This window comes from Arthrobacter sp. SLBN-112 (genome assembly GCF_030944625.1).
Taxonomy (GTDB): Bacteria; Actinomycetota; Actinomycetes; order Actinomycetales; family Micrococcaceae; genus Arthrobacter.
On the sequence record NZ_JAUSXY010000001.1, the window covers coordinates 3,766,885 to 3,790,636 of the forward strand.

Sequence of the window (23,752 nt, forward strand, 5' to 3'; positions counted from 1 at the left end):
GTGTGCCTTCGTTGTTGCGTTGGAAAGGGATGGTGGCCGGCGTGCAGCGTTGGGCTGGGCGCCGGACCGGTCAGGCGTTGGTGCGCTGCTGAGGGGCGGCGACGTCGGCCAGGATCCTGGTGAGGACGGCCTCCGGGGTGGCACCGGAGAACTCGGCTTCGGGGTCCATCACGAACCGGTGCGTCCACACCACGGGTGCCAGTTCCTTGATGTCATCCGGCAGGACGAAGTTCCGTCCCTGCGAGGCGGCCCAGACCTTTGCGGCCCGGACCATGGCCAGGGCACCACGCACGGACACGCCGAGCCGGGTTTCCGGGGCGCTCCGGGTCTCCTCGCACAGCCGCGAAATGTACTCCAGCACTGCGGTGTCCACGTGCGCGGTGGCGGCGAGGTCTGCCATGTCCGCCACTGCCTGGGTGGTGATGACGGCGGACAGGTCCTGGGAGCGGTCCTTCAGGTTGTTGCCGCCCAGCAGCCGCACCGTGGAGGCGTGGTCTGGGTACCCGATGGAGGTCTTGATCAGGAACCGGTCCAGCTGCGCCTCGGGGAGGCGGTAGGTTCCGGCCTGCTCGATCGGGTTCTGGGTGGCCATGACCATGAACGGCCGGCCCGCGGAGTAGGTGACGCCATCCACGGTCACCCGGGATTCTTCCATGACCTCCAGCAGCGCGGACTGGGTCTTGGGCGATGCCCGGTTGATTTCGTCGGCCAGGACGATGTTGTTGAAGATCGGGCCCTTGTGGAACTCGAACTTCTGCGTCTTCTGGTCGTAGATGGTCACACCGGTGACGTCGGAGGGAAGCAGGTCCGGGGTGAACTGGATCCGGTTGTTGGACCCCTGCACGGTGGCCGCGAGGGCCCGGGCCAGGGAGGTTTTGCCCGTTCCGGGTGCGTCCTCGAACAGCACGTGGCCCTCGGCCAGCATGGCTGTGAAGGTCAGCCGGATGACGTGTTCCTTGCCCAGCACCGCCTGCCCCACGTTGGCAACCAGCTTTTCGAACGTACCGGCAAACCACTCGGCCTGCTCCATGGTCATGGTCATGAAATGTGCTTCCTTCTGATGGGTCGAATTTTCCTTGTGGGCCCGGGCCCACAAGGCGTGATGCGGTTGCTAGCGGTTCGGCATGCCGTTTGGTGGGTTGCAGCCCACGTTGGAGGTGTCGCAGCGGAGCCAGTTGCCCGAGGCCATACCGGAGTTCAGGTGGTACCAGATACCGCTGGGGTTATTGGAGGTCTTGTACCAAACCTGGTAGCGGTCAGCCGTGGACGGGGCACCGGCATCGAGCCACTTGCCTGCACCGGTGCACTGCGACGGGTTGCCGTCAATGAAGCTGTCCGTCCCCTGGCGGGGCTCCGTGCAGCTTCGGGTCGGGCTGGCAGTGACGTACCAGTCCGTGGCGGGCGCAGCACCGCTGCGGGAGGTATCGCTGCCGATCCTGCCCGGCTGGCCGGCGCTGATGGCACGTACCTCCAGCTTGTGCGTCTCGCTGTATCCGACACTCTTGGAGAAGCTCCGTTGCTGGGTGTCCTGCCACGGACCGTTGTCCAGGCTGTACTGATACCCGGTCACGGCCCGGCCGTTGCCGCTTGGCTGGTTCCAGGTCCAGGACACGGTCTTGTCACCCACCCCGCTGCTGTTGCTGCCAGTGACTGTTGGAGCGAAAGCGAGCCCGTAAGGGTTGACGGCGTTGGACGGCGGGCTTGCATCGCCCGCCGTGGTGCTGCGTGAAGATACCGCCCACACCACCACGGAGGTCTGCGTCCCATTGGCCGCGGGAACTACGCCACCACCGGCGGGTATGGTTCCGCTGCCCCCGCCGGAGGTCAAGCTGTACCGATAGGTGATCTCATCCGCTGTCGATCCATTGCGCTGCGCGGCGGTCAACTGCGAGAACCGCACGTCGATCTTGCCGCCGTTGCCCCCGGTGTCATACAGGGTTGCAGTGGGAGTGCCGACCATACCCGGTTTGCCGACGGCACGAACAGGTGCCGACGCTGGACTGGTGCCGCTGGTTCCGGCCTTGTTGGTGGCCGACACCGTGAAGGTGTAGTTCGTTTCCGAGTTGTCCACGGTGACGTTCTGCGACGTGCCGGATACCTGCTGGCTGGCCACCGCCGCACCGCCACGGAGTGTGGTCAGGGTGTAGGAAGAAACCGCGTCACCGTTGTTGTTGGGCGCGGACCAGACCACCCGCAGCTGGCTCTGCGAGCCCACCGGGGTTGCCTGGGACACGCTTGGCGCGGTGGGCGTCGCGGGAACCCCTGCAGGCACCTCCGCTGCCGAATACGGGCTCCATTCGGACGGTTCCTTGGCGTCATTGCGCGCCAGGACCCGGACCTTGTAGGACACCCCGTTCTGCAGACCCTTCCAGACGTAGCTGACCGACGTCAGGTTCTGGATCTGGGCGTTCTGGCCGGCCGGTGCCGGCGAGATTTCCAAATCGTAGGACTTCACCGGCGACCCCTTGCTGGCGGGCTGGGTCCAGTTGACGGTCAACTGCTTGTCGCCGAAGGTCAGCGAGGGCGCCATCGGGGTGTCGGGCTTCACGTCCGGCCGGACATCGGCCGAGGCCGGCGAACGGTCGGACTCACCGAACTCATTCGTGGCCGTGACCTGGAAGTGGTACGTAGTGTTGTTGGTCAGCCCGTTGAGCGTGCAGGTGTTGGCCGGGCAATCCTGGCGGAACCCGCCCTCGCCATACACCGTGTACTTGGTGATGGGCGAGCCCCTGTCCGCCGGGGCCGTCCAGTTCAGCAGTGCGGTGCGGTCCCCCACGCTCTGCGCCTGCGGCGTGGTGGCTGCCGCCGGCTTGTCCTTGACGGTGAGCCGGATGCGCGCCGTAGCGTGCCGGGACGCGTCACCTGTCTTGTCCTCCACCGTGTAGGCCACCACCATGGTTCCGGTGAAGCCGGGCGCCGGCGTGACGGTCACCGAGTCGCCGTTGACGCCCACGTTGCCGCTGCCCGTTTCGGTGTTGGCGGCAATAATCTTCAGCGGGGTCTCGGGGAACGGGTTGGCGTCGTTGGCCAGCACGTTGATGATTACGGGCTTGCCAGCGGGGGCGTTTGCTTCGACGTCGTCGTTGGCAACCGGCTTGGGACGGTTGGAGGCGGTCACCGAAAGCTGGTACGTGGCCGTTGCCTCAAGCCCCCGCGGATCCCTGGCCTTGACTTGGACGGCCGCCCTGGTGCCGGTAGCGGTGGAGTCCGCCGCCGAAGCCTTGAGGGTCTTTCCGTCGATGCTCACGTTGAAGCCGCCGGGCGATCCGCCCACCAGTTCGTACTTCATCTTCTCGACGTCGTCCCGGTCCGGGTCCGAGGTCAACTTGCCCAGGTCCGTGCTGGCCGTGTCTCCCTTGGGAACGTCCACGTCCGAGCCGAGCAGCTCGGGCGGGTTGTTCTTGTTGGGGTCAGGAAGGACCTTGGTACGGATGCTGAGGGTGGACTTCAGGCCGGCAGGATCGTCCGGTCCGGTCCCGTCGGTCACCTCGAACGTGAGGGACCCGGGGCCAACGTAGTCGGCTCCTGCGGTGTATTTCAGGCCCGCGCCGTCGCCGATCACGGGGTTGCCGTTGTCGGCGCCGATGAGTTTGATCCGGTCCGCCTGGGTCAGCCGCGGCGACCTGCCCTCGCGGACCTTCACCCATTCGTTGAGGTTCACGTCGACCGACTGGCCTGCCACCACCTCGAGGACCTCATCCTTGGCCAGGGTGGGAACCTGCTGGCCAAGGCCCGGCACCCAGATGACCGCGGTGGACTGCAGTCCGTCCACGTCTTCCACGGTGTACGGGATGAGCTGGGGATCCTTGGTCAGGTCCACCAGGACGTTGCCGTTGCCGCCGGGCCTGGCGGTGGTGGCCTCCGTGCTGATCTTCAGGTTCTCCCCCACACCGTCCGGGTCCTCATCATTCTTGAGGACCGGAACATCGACGGCGGTCTTGCCCATCGCTTGGGCGGACGTCACGCGGTCGTCACGGGCAATGGGCGCCTTGAGCGGCACGTTGTTGTCCACCACCAGCCGGATGGTCGCCTGCGCGGTGGCATCGCGGTCATCGGCGATGGTGTAGCGGACGTTGACGGTCCCGGCCTCGTTCGGTGCCAGCAGGATGATGCGCCCGCTGTTCTTGCTGACGTTCGCCTGGAGTGCGGGATCGGCCTCAATGCCGTCGGTGAGGATACGGATGCGGTCGCCGTCGGGATCGGTGTCGTTGGCGGTGGCGTCGACGGCGATCTGCCGGCCGGGCCGGACCCGGACTTCGTCGTCCACCGGGGTGGGCTTCTGGTTCACCTCGCCGCGCGGGGCGATGCCCACCGTCACGGTGCCTGTGTTCACGGCGCCTTGGCGGTCAACCACCTTGTAGCGGAAAGTGTCCGTGCCCGCGCCGTCACCGGCGGCGGTGAAGTCGATGAAGTTGCTTCCCACGGTGGCGGTTCCCATGGCCGGGGTGCTGTCGATGCCCGTCAGCTGGACGGAGTCGCCGTCGGGATCGATGCCGTCCAGCGGAACCGGGATGCGCACCGTCCCGGCGGCCACCACCCGGGCGGTGAGGTTCCGCGGCTGGGGCCGGGAATTCTCGGCACCTTCGAGTGGAAGGATGTGGATGGTGACCGCGGCGGCACTCTTCTGGCCTTGTGGATCCACGGCGTTGTAGATGGCGCGGACCGTTTTGGGCTGGCTGCCCGCGATGAAGCGGAGGGTGTTCTCGGAGACGAAACTCTTGCCATCTGCCGGATCCACGGCCTGCGGCAGGACAGGATCGACGGTCAGTTCCTGCCCTTGCGGGTGCGTGTCGTTGTCAAGGACAGGGATGGTGACGACGTCGTTGACGCGGACGTTCACCTCGTCCGGCTTTGGCTGGGGTGCTTCCAGCACGGCGGGCGCCGGGACGGGCACCACGGAGACACTGCCCGTGGCGGACTTCTTGCCATTGGACATGGTGTATTCGAACAGCAGGGGATCCTTGCTTCCGAGGATGTCGGTGATCCGAAGGACGCTGTGGTTGATCACGCTGACGGACACCGGGGCGTTGTCCGGGATTTTGACCGACTGCAGCACCAGGACGCCGCCTGAGGGGTCGGAGTCGTTGGCCAGGGGGTCCAGCAGGACGCTGCCGCCCGTGGGCATCAAGGCGACGTCGTGGACTGCCACGGGATCGCCGCCGTCGTTGCCGGATTCGACGTCGACGCGGATCAGACCCTGGCTGCTCTGCGGCCCGTTGCTGGCGATATACGTCAGGTAGACCGGCCCAGGGGTGGTGCTGCGGAACGTGAAGGTGCCGCCGTCGGTGACGGGGCTAAGTTCGGCCGGACCGTTGGCCTCCACCTGGGCGAGGCGGAGGGCACCACCGTTCGGGTCGACGTCGTTCTTCAACGGTGAGATCACCAGGTCCTGGCCCACGACGGCGGTGACATGGTCGGCGTTGACCACCGGCGCCAAGGCTCCGGGCGGCTGGACGTTGACCACCACCTTGCCGGTGACGGTGGCGCGGCCGTCCCAGATGGTGACTTGGACGTTCTTCTTGCCCGCTGTCGCACCGGAGTCCTGGAAGGTGAGCAGGCCGTCCCGCCGGACCTTGACCTGGTCCTGGTCATTGTCTGCCTTGGCGTCAAGCAGGACGAGGTCGTCGCCGTCGGGGTCGATCCAATCCGTCAGGATGTTTTGGCTGACAGTTTTGCCTTGTTCCACCAGCATGGTGGTGTCCTCGCCGCGCTTGAACTTCGGCGGCTTGTTTTCGTCGGGGCCGACGACGCTGAGCGTGACCTGCCCGGTGGCGGACAGCCCGCGGCCGTCGGAGGCGCTGTAGTTGAAGGTCTCCGTGCCGGGTTTGGCATCCGCCGGGACGGTGATTTGGAAGGCAGTGCCGCCATAGATATTTTCGAGCGTGCCTGACTTCGGCCCTGCATCTCCCACGGATGCGGTCAGGACGTCGCCGTCAGGATCCGAGTCGTTGTCCAGCACGCTGAGGATTGTGGTGCGGCCCGGGCGGACGCCGATGGCGTCGGGCTTGGTTTCCGGCGGCCGGTTGGGTTTGGTCCGGTCCGGCAGCACATTGATGGTGTTGTTGTCCGCCGACTCCTGGTCCTGGTCATCGGACTGGTTCTTGGGCGGGATGACGTCGTCCCAGTTGTTGACCAGCTGCATGTTCTGGTTCACCAGCCACACATTGCCCGAGTTCACATCATTCAAGACCACCAGGTCCCGGTTCACCCGGAAAACATACGACGGCGACGCACTCGCCTTGGGCACCGGAACATTCTTGTCATCGGCATCATTGGTGCAATCCCGGACATACTTGTTCGCACCCGACCACGCCGCATGCACACATCCGCCCAACTGCACCGGAGCAGCAGGCACACCCTCACCATCAAAGCCCACCGTCTTCGCCGCCGCCCCATCAAGAGGCTGCTTCAACAACGCCTTCCGCGTCGCAACAGCAACAAAATCACTGCCCGGCCCGGCCTGCTGCAACTTCGCATCCCGCGCATTCTCCAACACCAACCGCTTACCACCAGGCAAAAACAGGTTCCCCGCCGCAGCATCCAACACCACCGGCTTATCCCCCACCACCGTCATCTGCAGATCCCCGGCACCCTTAAGCCCATCCCACGCACCGGACTCCGAGGACGTCACCACACCATCGGCATCAACCCCCGTCACCGACACCACACCGGTCTTCGGATCCGCCGAATAAATCCGGTCATCAGCCCCGACCGCAGAAACAATCCCCTCAGAACCCACCAAAACAGGCTCCGACGCCTCCTCATCAAAACCATTCACCGTCGACGGCGACACCGCCCACACCTTGCCCGACCCCGGATCCGTCACCGAAATCGTCTGCGCCCCAAAACTCACCGCAGCAGAGCCCGGCAACCGCTTATCCCCGCCAAGACGCATATTCGCCGGCGACACCTGATTCAACGTCGAACCAGTCGCATCATCAACAAACACCTCACCGGCATGCTGCAACACATCAAACGACGTCGACGCCGGCGTCACCGCACCATCCAACACCCGCGAAGGATAATTAAGGCGCCCCACAGCATTCTTAGCCTTCGACACCACCCACACGCCACCATCATTCAACTCAACCTCAGTGGTCTTAAACCCCGGATACAACACCGCACCCGTCACCACCACACCCACCACCACACCAAACGCAGTACCGGCGGCGGCTTTCCTATGTCGCTTTTTCAGCCCAAGCTTCCCCAGCAGAGTTGTCACAGCGTTACTTTTCCCTCAGATTGTGTTGCCGGATACCGGCCTGTTCGCGGGACAGGCAGCAGGCTTTCTTTCCCCGCGCCAAGACTACCGAAGCCCCGCAAGACCCCGCGATGGGGACCTCTATCCCCTGCCGGGCACCGGCCGGGACCGTTGCCCGGTGCCCGGCGGCTATGGCGTTGCTCCTGTCGGGAAGGTGCACAGCGGTACTCCGCTCTGTGCCGGCGAGCCCAGCGTGGTGTGCAGCGACTGGATCCAGCGGGTGGCGTTCGGTGAGCCGCGCATGATGTAGTACCACTGGCCGTCCCCGCTGTAGGTGGTGCCGTGCGGCTTCCAGCACATGACGTCGAAGGTGTCCAGGTGCGACATCCACGGCCGGTTGTAGCCGCTTTGCCCGTCGCAGGTGAAGTTCTGCGGATCGTAGGAGGTGGCGCCGGGCAGGTCGGTACAGCTGCGATCCATGCCGCTGGCCAGCCTGGTGGTCCAGCGGGTCTTGGCCGCGCCGGACTGGGCAGACGCCGAGGCGAGGGGCCCGCCGGTGCCGCGTGAATTGACCGTCTGCACGTCGATCGAATGCCGCTCGTTGAAGCCGGCGGTGTTGATGGTGCGGCTGCCGGAGGCTGCCACCCGTTCCCAGCCCCCGCCGTCGATCCTGATCTGGGTGTAGGCGATGTCGTAGCTGCCTGCTGCCGGGGACGCCCAGCTCAGGGTCAGGTTCTTCTGGTTCTCGGCACCGTCCTGCCCTGAGGCCGAGGGCGTGCCCGGCGCACCGTACGGGTTGGCGGTGGCCGGAGTGCTGGCGTCGGAACTGGGCGCCACCGAGGAGTTGGCGATCACGGTGATGGCCGTGGAACTGCCGTTGGCGAACCCGCCGACGGTCTGCCCGGGCCTGATCGGCCCCGACTGTCCCGTGCTGGCCCGGTAGGTGTAACTGACTTCGGCGTACGTTGAGCCATTGCGTTCGGCGGCCGTGAGCTCGCGGAAGTTGATGGTGACGGAGCGGCCGGCACCGCCGGTGTTGGCCTCCGTGGCGCTTACGCCGGAGACCTGTGCGAGCTTGCCCGTGGCGCGGCGGGGAGCGGACGCCGCACTGACAGCGCCCTTGCCGGCCTTGTTCTCTGCCTGCACGGTAAAGGTGTACGACGCTTCGGAATTGTTGGCGGTGAAGTTGGCCGTCCGGACGGTGCCGGCCACCATCTGCGTTTGGGCCGCCCCGCCGCCACCGCTCATGGTGACGTAGTAGTTCCTGATGGCGTCACCGTTGGTGTTTGGCTCGTTCCAGTCCACCTTGAGCTGGTTGGACGTTCCCACCGAGGAGGCCACGGACGACGTCGGAGCGGCAGGTGCCGCGGGAACACCGGCAGGGTTGTCCTCGGCAGAGTAGGGGCTCCAGTCTGAGGGGCCGAGTTCGTTGACTGCCTGGGCGCGCACCTTGTAACGCACGCCGTTGGTGAGTCCGGGCCAGGTGTAGCTCAGCCCGGTCACGCCGTTCTTGACCGCTGCCCCGTTCGCTGGCGGCGGTGAGATCTCCAGGTTGTAGTTCTTGACGGCCGAGCCTTCCGTCTTGGCTGCCGGCCACGTGATTTCCATGTTCTTGTCGCCGGCCTTGACGGCGGGGGCGTCCGGCGGCGACGGCTTTTCGTCGGGCCTGATCTCGTTGGAGGCCGGCGACGGATCGGATTCGTTGACCTCGTTCGTGGCGGTAACGGTAAAGACGTACTTGACGTCGTTGGTCAGGCCGGTCAGCGTGCAGGTGGTGGTGGCACACTCCTGGCTGAAGCCGCTGGCGGAGTGCACGGTGTATTTGGTGATGGCTGCGCCGTTGTCCGACGGCGGTGTCCACTTGAGCACGGCCGTCCGGCTCCGGACATCCGTTGCAGAAGGCGCAGAGGGCGCGTCGGGCCGGTCGCGGACGGTGAGCCTGACCCGGCCGTCGGTCTGTCGGGACACGTCCCCGGTCTTGTCCATGATGGTGTACCGCACCACCATCACGCCTTTGAACCCGCTGGCCGGGGTGACCGTGATCGAGTCCCCCGACACGGCAGGCTGCCCTGCGGCCGAGCCGGTCTCCACGGTGGCGGAGGTGATCCGGAGGGGCGTCTCCGGGAAGGGGTTGAAGTCGTTGGCGAGGACGTTGACGGTCTCGGACTTGCCGGCGTTCGCCTTTTCCACCACGTCCTCGTTGGCCGTGGGCAGCGGCCGGTTGGAGGCGACCACGGTGGCGGTGATGGTAGCGCGGACCGGATCGGAGCGGCCGTCGGTGACCTTGAGCGGGATGCTGCCCTTCCAGCCGGCGGCTCGGGCCGAATCAGGAGTCACCTTAAGGGTTGCCTTGTCCACGGTTGCGTTGAAGCCCTCGGGCAGGGAGCCGTCGAGTTCGAACTTGAGCTTGTCCTGGTCGCCGGCGTCCACGTCCTTGGCCAGGTTGCCGAGGTCCAGGGTGGCCGACTCGCCGGCGGGAACGTCGAGGGTGGCGCCGCTGAAGGTGGGCGGATGGTTGGCGTTGGGGTCCGGGATGACCTTGGTGATGATGCTCAGCGTGGACTTGAGGCCGGCGGGGTCGTCCGGTCCTGTGCCGTCAGTCACTTCGAAGGTGATGGAGCCGGGACCCACGTAGTCCTTGAGGGCGGCGTAACGCAGGGCATTGCCGTTTCCGGCCACCACGTTGTCCGGTTCTGCGCCCAGGACCCGGACCTTGTCCACCTGGGTGATCCGGGGCGTGCGGCCTTCCCGCACCCGGACGTAATCCGCCAGGTTGAGGGTGATTTCCTTGCCTGACATGACCTCTACGGGTTCGGTCTTGGCCAGGGTGGGATGTTGCTCGCCCTGCCCCGGCACCCAGATGACAGCCGTCGCGCTTTGGCCGTCAACGTCGGTGACGGTGTAGGGCACCAGCTGGTCTGCCGGCCCCAGCGTGACGCGCACGGTGCCGTCGCCGGTGACGCGGGCGTTGGGGTTGCCGTCAGGCAGGCCGATCTTGAGTTCGGACGCCACGCCGTCGGGGTCTGAATCGTTCTTCAGGACCGGCACGTCGACGGCGGACTTGCCCAGCGTCTCGGCCTGGGTGACCACATCGTCCTTGGCAACCGGGGCCTTCAGCGCGGCGTCGGGGCTGGCTTTCACCCGGATCACGGCACCGGCCTGGGCTTTCTTGTCGTCCTGGATCTTGTAGCTGACGCTTTCGTTACCGGCGGCATTCGGGGCCGTGAGCAGCACCTTTCCGCCTTCGGCTGCCTCCACGCCGAGGTCCGGGCGGGCTTCGAAGCCGTTGGACACCAGGGTGATCGGGTCACCATCAGGGTCTGAATCGTTGGTGAGGGCGTCGACGGCGATCTTGCGTCCCGGGCGGACGTCCACGGCGTCGTCAACGGCAATGGGCTTCTGGTTGGTGGCTTCCGCCGGTGCGATGCCGACGATCACGGTGCCGGTGTTCTCGGCCCCGATGCGGTCCCGGACCCGGTAGGTGAACGTGTCTGTGCCTGCCGCGTTACCCGCTGCGGTGAATTCGAGGTAGCCGTCCTTGACCACGGCCGTGCCCATGGCAGGGGCCTTGTCCACCCCGGTCAGCTGGACGGAGTCGCCGTCGCTGTCCACGCCGTCGAGGGGTACGGGGATGCGGACGGTCATGCCCGCCACAACCCTGGCGGTGAGGTTCTTCGGTTCGGGCCGGGTGTTGAGCTGATCGTCGCGGGCCCGGATCCGGATGGTGACCTGCTGGGAGTCGGACTGGCCTGATTCGTTGGTGACCTTGTAGATCGCGTACACGGTCTTGGGCACGTCTCCGGCGATGAACCGCACCGCTCCGCCAGCCGTGAAGATGCGCCCGTCCGCGGGGTCCGGCTGCTGGGCCAACTGCGGTTCAAGGGTGAGCGCGCCGCCATTGGGATCGGTGTCGTTGGCCAGCACGGGGATGGTGACGACGTCGCCCGCGCGGACCGTGGCCTCGTCCGGTTTGGCCTGGGGTGCCTGCAGTTTCGCCGGGGCGGGGACCACCAGCACGGCAATCTCGCCGGTGGCGGAGGCTTTGCCGTTGGAGATGGTGTATTTGACGGTGAGCTGGCCCTGGGCACGGATGTCGGTGATCCGGACAACGGAGTGGTCCAGCACGGAGACGCTGATGGGCAGGCCGTCCGCAGCCGTCACGGACTGGACCACGAGCACGCCGCCGGAGGGGTCGGAGTCATTGCCGAGGACATCCACCAGCACGTTGCCGCCGCTGGGCAGCAGCGCAGTGTCGCGCACGGCCACGGGGGCGCCGTCGCCGCTGCCGGGTACGACGTCGACACGCACCAATTGCTGGGCGCTGGCAGGTCCGTTGGTGGCCAGGTAAGTAACGTAGTGCGCGCCCTCGGCGGTGGAATTGAACGTGAAGGTTTGCTGGTCGGCCCCCATCGTGGCGGTGGAGTTGCCGTCCGGGGTCACCTGGGCGAGGCGCAGCGCGCCGCCTTGCGGGTCTGAGTCGTTCTTCAGCGGCGCGATCACCGTGTCCACTCCGGCGACGGCGACCACGTGGTCGGCGTTGGCGATGGGCGGCAGCGCTCCGGGCGCGCGGACGTCGACGGTGACCTTTCCCTCGGTGGTGGACCGGCCATCGGAGACGGTCACGGTGACGGTTTTGCGTCCCGGTTCCGCCCCGGAATCCTGGAAGCTGAGCAGGCCGTCGGGCCGGATCCGGACTTGGTCGCGGGGGTCGCTGCCGGTGGCGCCGACGACGAAGAGGTCGTCGCCGTCGGGGTCGATCCAGTCGGTGAGGATGTTTTGGCTGACCACCTTGCCTGCCTGCACCACCAGGGTGGTGTTGCGGTTGGGCTTTTGCCTGGGCGCCGAGTTCTCTCCCGGCGGCACGATGTTGAGCGTGACATCGGCGGAGGCTGACAGGCCGCGGCCGTCGTCCACCGTGTATTTGAACGTCTCGGAGCCGGTCTTGTCGGCGCCGACACTGACCTGGAACCCGGTGGCGCCGTAGATCGGCGCGAGCAGGCCTGACTTCAGGGGGTCGGGCGTGCGGACGGTCAGGACGTCGCCGTCGGGGTCGGAGTCGTTGTCCAGCACGGGAAGGACGGTGGTCTTTCCGGCGCGCACACCGAAGGTGTCCGGTTTGGCCACGGGGGCGCTGTTGGGTTTGGTGCGGTCCGGCAGGACGGTCTGCTGCACCTCATCGGCGGAGTCCTTGTCGGCGTCGTCCGAGGTCTGTTGCGGCGGGATGACGTCGTCCCAGTTGTTGACCAGCTGCATGTTCTGGTTCACCAGCCACACATTGCCCGAGTTCACATCATTCAGGACCACCAGGTCCCGGTTCACCCGGAAAACATACGACGGCGACGCACTCGCCTTAGGCACCGGAACATTCTTGTCATCAGCATCATTGGTGCAGTCACGAACATACTTGTTCGCCCCCGACCACGCCGCATGCACACACCCGCCCAACTGCACCGGAGCAGCAGGCACACCCTCACCATCAAACGACACCGTCTTCGCCGCCGCCCCATCAAGAGGCTGCTTCAACAACGCCTTCCGCGTCGCAACAGCCACAAAATCACTGCCCGGGCCGGCCTGCTGCAACTTCGCATCCCGCGCATTCTCCAACACCAACCGCTTACCACCAGGCAAAAACAGGTTCCCAGCCGCAGCATCCAACACCACCGGCTTATCCCCCACCACCGTCATCTGCAGATCCCCGGCACCCTTAAGCCCATCCCACGCACCGGACTCCGAGGACGTCACCACACCATCGGCATCCACCCCCGTCACCGACACCACACCGGTCTTCGGATCCGCCGAATAAATCCGGTCATCAGCCCCGACCGCAGAAACAATCCCCTCAGAACCCACCAAAACAGGCTCCGACGCCTCCTCATCAAAACCATTCACCGTCGACGGCGACACCGCCCACACCTTGCCCGACCCCGGATCCGTCACCGAAATCGTCTGCGCCCCAAAACTCACCGCAGCAGAGCCCGGCAACCGCTTATCCCCGCCAAGACGCATATTCGCCGGCGACACCTGATTCAACGTCGAACCAGTCGCATCATCAACAAACACCTCACCGGCATGCTGCAACACATCAAACGTCGTCGACGCCGGCGTCACCGCACCATCCAACACCCGCGAAGGATAATTAAGGCGCCCCACAGCATTCTTAGCCTTCGACACCACCCACACGCCACCATCATTCAACTCAACCTCAGTGGTCTTAAACCCCGGATACAACACCGCACCCGTCACCACCACACCCACCACCACACCAAACGCAGTACCGGCGAACCACCGCGAGCCCAGCAGCCGGCGCTTCCAGGGCATGGCTGAAGCAGGGCTTTCAGCGCGCGCTTGGTCCCGACGTTTCATGAAGTGTTATCCCCCGATAGCTCTCTGCCCCTGCCGGCAGCCGGTGTCACTGGACTCCGGGCACCACAACCATACCGCTATCCGCCAACAAGTGGACAAATTGTTTTCGGCCGGCCGGCAGCACCCGTGGCAGGTGAGGCTCCTAGTCCAGGACCAGGCCCTTGCCGCGTCCACGGGTGAGGCGGACCGGTTTGATTTCACCGAAACCGCGGACATTTTCCGGGTCTTGGGGAATCATGACGAACCGCTCGTCGTGCTCCAGGGCGGAGGCGGTCATGGAGTCCACCAGCACGGTTCCCGGGTCAGCGAGGGTGGTCAGGCGGGCCGCCAGGTTGACGGTGGGGCCGTAGATGTCGCCGAGGCGGGACAGGATCCTTCCCCACACCATGGCCACCCGGGCTTCGGGAAGGATTTCGTCGGCGGTGAAAGCTTCGGCGAGCGCCAGGGAGATCTCGGCGCCGGCGGCTGGGGTTTCGGCGATGTAGAGGACTTCGTCGCCCACGGTCTTGACCAGCCGGCCACCGCCCACCGAGATGATTTCGGCGCACTTGTTTTCGAACCGCTGGACCAGCCGGGCCAGCGTCTTTTCGTTCATCCGCCGGGACAGGCTGGTGTAGGACACCAGGTCGGCGAAGCCGACGGCGCGGGCCAGAGGCAGCGGGGCGTCGTCCTCGTCGCCCTCGCGGCCCTCCTCGCTCGCCTGGAGGCCGGCCTCGGCGCGTACGGCGAGCCGTTGGACGCCCGCGTTGAGCTGGCGGCGCCAGGAGTAGACGAGCACCTCCTCGAGTGCGTCCACCAGGGCGGGAAGTTCGTTGACCAGGCGCTTGCGGGCGACGGCGTCCGTGACGCCCTGCTCGTGGACCATATCTTCCACGAGGGCCTCGATCTGCCACACGACCATCCGGTCCGTCATTTGGCCAATGGCGCGCGTGACCGAGATGGCCGCTTCCTCCGTGAGCTTGCCGGCGCGGACCAAGTCCACCATGGTGGACAGGGCCGCCTGGTCGCGTTCGGTGAAGGCAACGTCGTCGTCGCCGAAGTTCGGGAACCCCAGGGCGCGCCAGAGTTTGCGGGCGGAGAGGAGGGAGAGGCCTGCGCCGGCGGCCACTTCACGACGACGGAGCTTGCGTTCCCCGCCGAGGAGCCTTGCTTCCAGGGCTTTCATGGCGAGGCGTTCGGCAGACATGGCGCCGGTAGCCGGGTGCCTGTCCGCGGCGGCTTCCGGTGGTGCGGGTTCGGACGCGGGTGGCTCCGATACAGGCCGGGAGTCCCCGGCAGCCGGTTCGCCTTGGAATCCTGCGGCGGTGTCGACGGCGGCGGAGCCGGGATCGATGCTGTTGACGCGTTCCTGCTGGTCCTCATCGGTCATCCCGTCCACCTTCTCTCATGTCCTCCGGAAAAGCCCCGGCGGGATAGTACGTCGCACCCGGCCGGGCCTCAGTGTCGTCCGGCAGTTCCCCGATGGCGTCGAGGATAAAGTCGCGGAACCGGGCAACCTCGGGCACGTCAGGAAAGGTCACCACGCCCTGGTGCCCGGTTTCCAAGGATATATTCCCGGAGCGCACCAACCGCTGAAGCAGGGATTCGTGGACGGTCAGGTTACGCACGGACACCAGGTTCACCTGTTGGTCGCGCCGGTTCAGCACGCCGTACCGGGCCACCATCCGCTGGCTGGTCAGGGTGTAACGGGTGCCTTGCCAGCGGAGCAGCCGCGGCAGGCAGTAGCCCAGCCATACGGCGGCTGCTGCAAGGACGCAGCAGGCGACGAGCCATGACGTCCATTGCCGGCCCAGGGCCGGCACCACCCGGGCAGCGCCGCCGCGGATGATCCAGGCGCTGGCGAAGGCTGCCAGCGCCGGCGCCAGTACGAAAGCTGCGGCTGCACCGGCCAGTTTCCTGGGCTGGGGGCGGGTGGTGACGATAACTTGTTCCCCGGGAACGAGGCTTCTACGCATAACCGCCTTGGCCGGGTTCTTCCGGTGATGTCCACGGCCGCAGGTGCACTACGTCGCCGGCGGTCACCACGTGCTCCCGCGCGTCGCGGTCCACCACCAGCAGGGAGCCGTAGTCATCCAGCCGGGAGGCGTGTCCAATGATCTCGTGGTCGCCGGGCAGCTGTGCCCGCACCTGCTTGCCGAGCGTAACCATCACGGCCTCCACCCGCTTGTGCAGGGAAGGGCCGCCGGCCAACCCGGCCGTGGGGTCGCCGTCGGCGTTGCAGAAACTGCGGTAGAGGGTGGCGAAATGGGCCAGGTAGCTCTTCAGCAGGGCGGTGCGGTCGGTGGTCCGGGCACCTTCGAGCGCCACCGATGTCGCGGTGGGGACCGGGAGTTCGCGTTCACGCAGGGTGACGTTCAACCCGGTGCCCAGGACGACGGGCGGCACGTTGCCGTCCGCCATCGGGCCAAGCTGGGCCAGGATGCCGGCGATCTTCCGGCCGCGCACCAGGACATCGTTGGGCCACTTGAGCTCGGCCGGGATGCCGGCGGTCTCCAGCAAGGTCTCGCGCAGCGCAAGGGCGGCGATCAGTGACAACCAGGAGTAGCTCTGCGTAGGGAGCGGGCGGCCGTCCGCATTGACGGGACGCAACACCACGGAGACGGACACCGAGCTCAGCGGTGGCGCTTCCCAACGCCTGTCCAGCCGGCCCCGGGCGGCAGTCTGGTATTCGGCGGTCAGGACAGAAAGGTCCGGCCAGGCTGCGCTTTCCACCGTGACGGCCCGCAGGAGGTCGGCATTGGTGGAACCGGTCGAGTCCACGACGTCGATCCGGGGGATGCCCGTGGCGGAGAGGAAACGCTGGTCTGCCAGGTCCATTCGGTTCAGGGGGGTGCCCGGTACGTGCGCGTCATCCATACCTGAATCCTACCGAGCGAAGCTGAAGACCACCGAGCAGCCCGGAATCCCCCCGGGACGCCGCACGGGCCCACCGCACACCCGCCGGCAATGGCGGTGGGCGTGTGGACCGGGTGGAAGCAGTCGGCCCTAAAGGAAGATGTCCGGAACCAACTGGTCTTCCGGTGCACCAAGGCTGTACGGACGGAAGTCCGTGACGCCCGCGGCCGCCAGAACCTGCTCGTCCGTATAGAAGTTGCCTGACACCGCATCTCCGGCGGCAAGGTGGCTTCCCGTCAGGATGGCGTGGGCGGCATCGGCCATGATTTGCGGGCCCCGGGCGGCCAGCACCATTTTTTCGCCGTGCGGCATGTTACGGATGGCTGCCGTGTCGATCAGGGTGCACGGCCACAGGGAGTTCACCCGGACGCCGTCGGCTTTCAGTTCCTCGGCCAGGCCCAGCGTGGTCAGGCTCATCCCGTACTTGGCCATGGTGTAGGCGAGGTGTTTCCCTGCCCAGGAGGGGTGCAGGTTCAGCGGCGGGGACAGCGTCAGGATATGCCCCTGCGCCGAGGCCCGCAGCGCGGGGAGCGCGAGCTTGGACAGCAGGAAGGTTCCGCGGACGTTGATGTCCTGCATGAGGTCGTATTTTTTCATCTCGACGGCGTCAGTGGTGGAGAGGTCGATGGCCGAGGCGTTGTTGATGACGACGTCGATGCCGCCGAAGCGTTCCACGGCTGCGGCCACGGCTCCTGCGACGTCCTCGTCCCGGCGGACGTCGCCCACCAGCGGCAACGCCTGGCCGCCCGCCTCCACCAGTTCCTCGGCGGCGGTAAAGACGGTGCCCGCCAATTTCGGGTGCGGATTGCCGGTTTTGGCCAGTAGCACAATGTTGGCGCCGTCCCGGGCCGCCCTCTTGGCGATGGCCAGGCCGATTCCGCGGCTTCCGCCGGAGATCAGAATGGTGCGACCCGCCAGGGAACCAGCCGCCCGGTAGGGGCTCTCGGACGTCTGCAAAGCCTCATTGCTTGAAGTCATGGGAACACTGTAACCCAACTAAGTTACTGGCGGGTAACATAATGGAGAGGGTGCTGGAACGGCAGAAAATTGTAGGTTCCCTACAGCTGCGGGCGCCGAATGCGTCATTAGACTTGCCAGCAGGGTTCGTCTTTTGTGTGGATGCTACTTAAAGCTCCCGCCAATTCGGACCGCCAGCCAACAGAACTGACTTGCTACAGAGCCGGAGACACTTGATGAGCCACGATCTGACAACGACAGCGGGAAAGATCGCAGATTTCCGCGACCGCCAGGCGCGTGCCGCACAGCCCTCCGGCCTTGAGGCCATCGAAAAGCAGCATGCCCGCGGCAAGAACACCGCCCGCGAACGCATCGAACTGCTCCTGGACGAAGACTCGTTTGTTGAATTCGACGCCCTTGCCGTGCACCGCTCCACGGCCTTCGGCATGGAAAAGAAGAAGCCGCTGGGCGACGGCCTGGTCTCCGGCTACGGCACCGTTGACGGCCGCCTGGTGGCCGTCTACAGCCAGGATTTCAGCGTCTACGGCGGATCGCTGAGCCAGGTCAACGGCGAAAAGATCGTCAAGGTCCAGGAATTCGCACTCCGCAATGGCTGCCCCGTGGTGGGCATCCTGGACGGCGGCGGCGCACGCATCCAGGAAGGCGTGGCGTCCTTGGCCATGTTCGCGGACATCTTCCGGAACAACGTCCACGCGTCCGGCGTGGTGCCGCAGATCTCGCTCATCATGGGCCCCTCCGCCGGCGGCGCCGCCTACTCCCCCGCCCTCACCGACTACGTGGTGATGGTGGACAAGACCTCCCACATGTTCATCACCGGCCCCGACGTCATTAAGACAGTCACCGGCGAGGACGTGGACATGGAAACGCTGGGTGGCGCACGGCAGCACAACGCCACCACCGGAACGTCCACCTACTTGGCCTCCGACGAAACCGACGCCATCGAGTTCGTGCGCGAACTGCTGGACTTCCTGCCCTCCAACAACCTCTCGGAGGCACCCGTGCTGGGACACCAGCAAGAGCTGGAGGTCGACGACGACGACCTCGCCCTGGACGCGCTGGTTCCGGACTCCGCCAACCAGCCCTACGACATGCGGGCCGTCGTCGAACAGATCGTGGACGACGGGCACTTCCTTGAGATGCAGGCACTTTACGCACCCAATGTGATGATCGGCTACGGCCGCGTGGAGGGCCATACGGTGGGCATCGTTGCCAACCAGCCGCTGCAGTTCGCCGGCACCCTGGACATCGCCGCCTCCGAAAAAGCGGCCCGGTTCGTCCGCCACTGCGACGCCTTCAACATCCCCATCATCACCCTGGTGGACGTTCCCGGCTTCCTTCCCGGCAAGGACCAGGAGTTCCAGGGCATCATCCGGCGCGGCGCCAAGCTCCTCTACGCATACGCCGAGGCCACCGTCCCCAAGCTCACCGTCATCACCCGCAAGGCCTACGGCGGCGCCTACATCGTGATGGGCTCCAAGAAGCTTGGCGCCGACCTGAACCTGGCGTGGCCCACCGCGCAAATCGGCGTCATGGGTGCCCAGGGTGCCGTTAACATCCTCTACCGCCGCGACCTCGCCGCCGTAGCGGAAGATGGCGGGGACGTCGAAGCCCGCCGCGCCGAGGTCATCCGGCAGTACGAGGAAGAACTCCTCAACCCCTACCAGGCGGCAGAACTGGGCTATGTGGACGCCGTGATCGCCCCCTCCGAGACCCGCGTCCAGATCATCAAGGGCCTGCGGGCACTGCGCGACAAACGCGCCAGCCTCCCCGCCAAGAAGCACGGGAACATCCCGCTGTGATCCCCACCCGCCCCCTAACTTCGCAAGCTCAGCCAGGGAACCCTGCGGGCGTGGGCCCAGCGCAGGATCCCACGGAGGCCGGCGAAGCCCGGGAGACCGAAGCTGCTCCGCTGCTTTCTGTCGTCAAAGGACAGCCGAACGCCGAGGAGCTGGCCGCACTCACCGCCGTCGTCCTTTCCCTGGGCGGGGAAAGCCCAGCCCCCGCCAAGTCCCCCAGCGTGCGGCACTGGGTGCGCCGGCAACAGTTGCGGCTCGCCCCGTCGCCCGGCCCCGGCGCCTGGAAGCGCAGCCACAGCTGACCCTCCCCACCCGGTCCGCCCAGCCGGGTAGTCTCGGAATGTGACTACAGACACTGCACCCGCCGCGCGCCCGCATACCCGCATCGACGCCGTCGCTGACGCTTACACGGACACCCTGATCAGACTCAACCCGACGTTCGCCACCACCCTTGGCCTGCCGGGCCACGAGACGGAATACCAGGACTTCTCCCCCGCAGGCATCGCCGGATTCGCCGAGGCCGCGCGGGACGCACTGGCCTCACTGGAGGGCCTGGAGCCGGAAGACGACGTGGACGCCGTCACCCTGGATGCCATGCGGGAGCGGCTCGGCCTGCAACTGCTGATCCACGCCTCCGGCTGGGAGTACGCCGAACTGAACAACATCGCCTCCCCCGCGCAGGACATCCGGGCCATCTTCGACCTCATGCCCACCGCCACCGGGCAGGACTGGGAACACATCGCCGGCCGCGCTGGCAACGTGCCGGCCGCCATCAGCGGCTATATCGAATCCCTGCGCATGGCCCGGGACGCCGGCCGGGTGGCCGCCGCCCGGCAGGTGCGGATCGTCATCGAACAGGTGACCAAGTACGCGGCAGCAGACGGATTCTTCGCCAAGGTGGCCGCCGGTGCAGCCACCGCTGACGGACCGCTGCCCGCGGCACTTCAGGACAAGCTCGACGCCGGAGCCGGAGCCGCCCGCAGCGCCTACGCCGGGCTGGCAGAGTTCTTGCGCACCGAGCTGCTCCCGGCCGCGCCTGAGAAGGACGCCGTGGGCAGGGCACGTTACGCACTGGCTTCCCGCTCATTCCTCGGCGCCGAAGTGGACCTCGAAGAAACGTACGCCTGGGGCGTCCAGGAACTGGACCGCCTCATCGCCGAACAGGAACGCGTTGCCGCCACCATCAAGGCCGGCGCCACCATCGCCGAAGCCAAGGAAATCCTCAACAACGATCCCGCACGGCAGCTGAAAGGCACCGACGCACTGCAAGCATGGATGCAGGACCTCTCTGACAAGGCCATGGCCGGGCTCGCCGGAGTGCACTTCGACATTCCGGATGTCATGAAGACCCTCGAATGCCGGATCGCCCCCACGGACGAGGGCGGCATCTACTACACCGGCCCGTCCGACGACTTCAGCCCGCCCCGGCCGCATGTGGTGGTCCGTCCCCGCCGGCGAGGACACCTTCACCACCTGGGCCGAGACCACCACCGTGTACCACGAGGGCGTCCCCGGCCACCACCTCCAGGTAGCCACCGCCACCTACCGGCGGGAACTGCTGAACAACTGGCGCCGCAACGTCTGCTGGACCTCCGGGCACGGCGAAGGCTGGGCCCTCTACGCCGAGAAACTGATGCAGGAACTGGGCTACCTCACCGACCCCGGCGACCACATGGGAATGCTGGACATGCAGCGCATGCGGGCCGCCCGCGTCGTCTTCGACATCGGCGTGCACCTCGAGCTGGACGTGCCCGAACGCTGGGGATCCGGCACCTGGACCGCCGACAAGGGCTACGGCTTCCTCAAGGAAAACCTCCCCATCAGCGAAGGCCAGCTCAATTTCGAGTTCACCCGCTACCTCGGCTGGCCGGGCCAGGCACCCTCCTACAAGGTGGGCCAGCGGCTCTGGGAACAAATCCGCGCCGAACTTGAGTCCCGGCCGGGGTTCGACCTCAAGGAGTTCCACACCAAGGCCCTCAACATCGGCTCCGTAGGACTGGACACCCTCCGCCGGGCGCTCTTGGGATAATCCGGTGGTTGAGCCTGTCGAAACCCCCTCGGTTTCGACAGGCTCAACCACTGGGGTGAGAGACATTAAGCACATCCGGTCCGGGAATAAGTAACAAACGCCGCTGCCTGCCTTGGTTTTCAGGGGTTTTGCAGCGCCGGGCGTTATTGTAGTTGCGTAATATTTCTCAATATTCTTTCGACGTGGTATGCGGTGCAGGTCTAGCTTGTTCTGGTGACCACTCAGACAAGCACCCCATCCTCCGCGGGGAAGACCGGATTCCAGTTGCCCAAGTGGGCGGCCTCCTTCGGCTTCCAGATCATTGCCGCCCTCGTCGTGGGCCTTGGCCTCGGCCTGCTGGCCAAGTACACCGGCAGCACCAAGGCCAACCCGAACGCCCTCGGCGCCACGCTGCAGACCATCGGCTCGAGCTACGTCTCGCTGCTGCAGACCGCCGTGGTTCCGTTGATCTTCACCGCCGTCGTCAGCTCCATCTCCAACCTGCGCCAGGTATCCAACGCTGCCAGGCTGGCATGGAACACGCTCCTGTGGTTCGCCATCACGTCCCTGATTGCGGTGCTGATCGGTATCGGCCTGGGCGTGCTGCTGCAGCCCGGCGCCAACACCGGCATCACCGAGGAAGCCAAGTACACCGGCAAATCCGGTGACTGGTGGGCGTTCCTCGTAGGCCTCTTTCCCAAGAACTTCCTGGGCCTCGGCGCCAGTTCCACCGTTGGCGACTCCGGCGCAGTCACCACCTCGGTCAGCTTCAACGTCCTGCAGATCCTGGTGATCGCCATCGCCGTCGGCGTTGCGGCCCTCAAGGTCGGCAAGGCCGCTGAGCCCTTCCTGAACCTGAACGCCTCGGCCCTTGCCGTCATCCAGAAAGTGCTGTGGTGGATCATCCGCATCGCTCCGCTCGGCACCATCGGCCTGATCGGCAACGCCGTCGCAGTCTACGGCTGGGACACCATCGGCTCGCTCGGCAAGTTCGCCGTCGCGATCTACGTTGGCCTGGCCCTGGTGCTGTTCGTGGTCTACCCCGTCCTGGTCCGCAGCCACGGCCTGTCCATCAAGCAGTACTTCTCCGGTGTGTGGCCGGCCGTCCAGCTGGCCTTCGTGTCCCGTTCCTCGGTGGGCACCCTGCCGCTGACCCAGCGCGTCACTGAACGCAGCCTCGGCGTCCCGCGCGCCTACGCTTCCTTCGCAGTGCCGCTGGGCGCCACCACCAAGATGGACGGCTGCGCGGCCATCTACCCGGCCGTGTCCGCGATCTTCGTGGCCCAGTTCTTCGGGATCCACCTGGACTTCAGCCAGTACGTGCTGATCGCCCTGGTCTCCGTGCTGGGCTCCGCAGCGACCGCCGGCACCACCGGCGCCGTGGTGATGCTGACGCTGACCCTCTCCACGCTGGGACTGCCGCTGGCCGGCGTCGGGCTCCTGCTCGCCATCGACCCCATCCTGGACATGGGCCGCACCGCCGTGAACGTTGCGGGCCAGGCCCTGGTTCCCACCATCGTGGCCAAGCGCCAGGGCATCCTGGACGAGTCGCTGTACAACGCACCGCGCAACGGCACCCCGTTCGTGGATGACAATGACGCCGCCGCCGGTGAGCCCACCGATGGAATCAGCGCCGACACCACTCCGCGCGAACTGCAGGACGCCAAGGCGTAACCAGCAGCCCCGCAGCACGAAGTCCCCCGGGAAATTTTCCCGGGGGACTTCGTGCTGTTTAGGGACTTCGTACTGTTAGGGACTTCTACCGGTCAGGGGAACCATGGTTCCGCCGGGCCCGGGGCTTCGGTCAGCGCCCGCCACCGCCGATCACGCCGTTCTGGACCGCTTTGGTTACGGCATCGGCTTCGGCCTGCGTCAGCTTTCCGTCGGTGACAGCCTTGTCCAGGCGGGTCTTGAGCTCTGCAGCGTGCTCAGACTGCTCATCGCTGCGGATCTCCTGGAGGGCGGCCGTCACCTTCGACTCGTCAATTCCCAGCGCGTCGGCCAGCGACTTCGCAAGCGCTGCTTCGCGGGCGGCCGGGTCCGGTTTCTGGCCGTCAGCCGGGGCGGTGGGCTTGTTGGCTTCGCGGAAGGCCTTCAGCGCGTCCTGGACCTTGGTCTGGTCCACGCCGAGCTTGGTGGCCAGCGCGGCAGCCTGGTCTTCGCCGTGGCCGCCGCGGCCGCCGTGCCTGTGCATGCCATCGGGGGCGGCGCCGTTGCCTCCATCAGTCGAGGCGCTTGAGCTGGCGGTGGGTGTGGGAGTTGGCGTCGTGGTGGTTGCGGAGGCCATGCCGGCCACTCCGATACCGGCGCCAAGGACCAGCGCAGCCGCTGACAGGCCCAGGGTCATCTTCTTGGTACGTGACATCTCTTGTCTCCTGATTCGCCGTCCTGCGACGGCTGTAGGTTTATGCCTCTCTCACCGAGACCTCTCAAGCATCCACCGCCAGGTTCGGGAAAGGCTGTTGGGAACCTTTCGTTCTCCTGTGAATCCGAACCGGAATTTGGTTGCAT

General features: G+C 66.2%; 11 protein-coding genes and 1 pseudogene. 4 read left to right on the top strand and 8 right to left on the bottom strand.

Annotated elements, in window-relative coordinates:
* Window positions 1-70 precede the first annotated feature (70 nt).
* From QF050_RS17545 to QF050_RS17575, 7 genes are all read right to left on the bottom strand, one after another.
* A complete protein-coding gene (locus tag QF050_RS17545; protein ID WP_308931559.1) occupies window positions 71-1,042 on the bottom strand; it encodes a MoxR family ATPase in 972 nt (323 codons plus the stop codon).
* 69 nt (window positions 1,043-1,111) lie between these two features.
* Entirely contained in the window at window positions 1,112-7,222 is a 6,111-nt protein-coding gene (locus QF050_RS17550; protein ID WP_308931560.1) for an Ig-like domain-containing protein, read from the bottom strand.
* Between the two features lie 168 nt (window positions 7,223-7,390).
* On the bottom strand, window positions 7,391-13,519 hold the full coding sequence (locus QF050_RS17555) for an Ig-like domain-containing protein (RefSeq protein ID WP_308931561.1): 6,129 nt from the start codon (window positions 13,517-13,519) through the stop codon (window positions 7,391-7,393).
* A gap of 187 nt (window positions 13,520-13,706) precedes the next feature.
* On the bottom strand, window positions 13,707-14,933 hold the full coding sequence (locus QF050_RS17560; RefSeq protein WP_308931562.1) for an adenylate/guanylate cyclase domain-containing protein: 1,227 nt from the start codon (window positions 14,931-14,933) through the stop codon (window positions 13,707-13,709).
* Window positions 14,923-15,519, bottom strand: a complete 597-nt coding sequence (locus tag QF050_RS17565) for a PH domain-containing protein (protein ID WP_308931563.1) — start codon at window positions 15,517-15,519, stop codon at window positions 14,923-14,925. Before QF050_RS17565 ends, QF050_RS17560 begins: the two co-directional genes overlap by 11 nt.
* Window positions 15,512-16,420: a biotin--[acetyl-CoA-carboxylase] ligase gene (locus QF050_RS17570; RefSeq protein ID WP_308931564.1), complete on the bottom strand. Its 909-nt coding sequence runs from the start codon at window positions 16,418-16,420 to the stop codon at window positions 15,512-15,514. The genes QF050_RS17565 and QF050_RS17570 overlap by 8 nt, the downstream gene beginning before the upstream one ends.
* Window positions 16,421-16,549: 129 nt before the next feature.
* Complete coding sequence (locus QF050_RS17575; RefSeq protein ID WP_308931565.1) at window positions 16,550-17,437, bottom strand: NAD(P)-dependent oxidoreductase; 888 nt, start codon at window positions 17,435-17,437, stop codon at window positions 16,550-16,552.
* 215 nt (window positions 17,438-17,652) lie between these two features.
* Here QF050_RS17575 and QF050_RS17580 point away from each other — a divergent pair, with 215 nt between their 5' ends.
* From QF050_RS17580 to QF050_RS17595, 4 genes and pseudogenes are all read left to right on the top strand, one after another.
* On the top strand, window positions 17,653-19,236 hold the full coding sequence (locus QF050_RS17580; RefSeq protein WP_308931566.1) for an acyl-CoA carboxylase subunit beta: 1,584 nt from the start codon (window positions 17,653-17,655) through the stop codon (window positions 19,234-19,236).
* 50 nt (window positions 19,237-19,286) lie between these two features.
* The gene (locus tag QF050_RS17585; RefSeq protein WP_308931567.1) at window positions 19,287-19,535 is read left to right on the top strand and encodes an acyl-CoA carboxylase subunit epsilon; all 249 of its coding nucleotides are present in this window, start codon (window positions 19,287-19,289) and stop codon (window positions 19,533-19,535) included.
* Window positions 19,536-19,575: 40 nt separating this feature from the next.
* Window positions 19,576-21,262 (top strand): annotated as a pseudogene (locus QF050_RS17590) (DUF885 domain-containing protein).
* Between the two features lie 213 nt (window positions 21,263-21,475).
* Window positions 21,476-22,915, top strand: coding sequence for a dicarboxylate/amino acid:cation symporter (locus QF050_RS17595; protein ID WP_308931568.1), 1,440 nt, complete (start codon window positions 21,476-21,478; stop codon window positions 22,913-22,915).
* Between the two features lie 130 nt (window positions 22,916-23,045).
* Here the strand turns inward: QF050_RS17595 and QF050_RS17600 are convergent, their stop codons facing one another.
* On the bottom strand, window positions 23,046-23,606 hold the full coding sequence (locus QF050_RS17600) for a hypothetical protein (RefSeq protein WP_308931569.1): 561 nt from the start codon (window positions 23,604-23,606) through the stop codon (window positions 23,046-23,048).
* Between the last annotated feature and the right edge of the window lie 146 nt (window positions 23,607-23,752).

What these genes read in the sequence shown, in the direction of transcription:
- QF050_RS17600 (WP_308931569.1), bottom strand. Translation starts at nt 23,606, where the DNA reads ATGTCACGTACCAAGAAGATGACCCTGGGCCTGTCAGCGGCTGCGCTG.
- QF050_RS17555 (WP_308931561.1), bottom strand. Translation starts at nt 13,519, where the DNA reads ATGCCCTGGAAGCGCCGGCTGCTGGGCTCGCGGTGGTTCGCCGGTACT.
- QF050_RS17575 (WP_308931565.1), bottom strand. Translation starts at nt 17,437, where the DNA reads ATGACTTCAAGCAATGAGGCTTTGCAGACGTCCGAGAGCCCCTACCGG.
- QF050_RS17570 (WP_308931564.1), bottom strand. Translation starts at nt 16,420, where the DNA reads ATGGATGACGCGCACGTACCGGGCACCCCCCTGAACCGAATGGACCTG.
- QF050_RS17580 (WP_308931566.1), top strand. Translation starts at nt 17,653, where the DNA reads ATGAGCCACGATCTGACAACGACAGCGGGAAAGATCGCAGATTTCCGC.
- QF050_RS17560 (WP_308931562.1), bottom strand. Translation starts at nt 14,933, where the DNA reads ATGACCGATGAGGACCAGCAGGAACGCGTCAACAGCATCGATCCCGGC.
- QF050_RS17545 (WP_308931559.1), bottom strand. Translation starts at nt 1,042, where the DNA reads ATGACCATGACCATGGAGCAGGCCGAGTGGTTTGCCGGTACGTTCGAA.
- QF050_RS17565 (WP_308931563.1), bottom strand. Translation starts at nt 15,519, where the DNA reads ATGCGTAGAAGCCTCGTTCCCGGGGAACAAGTTATCGTCACCACCCGC.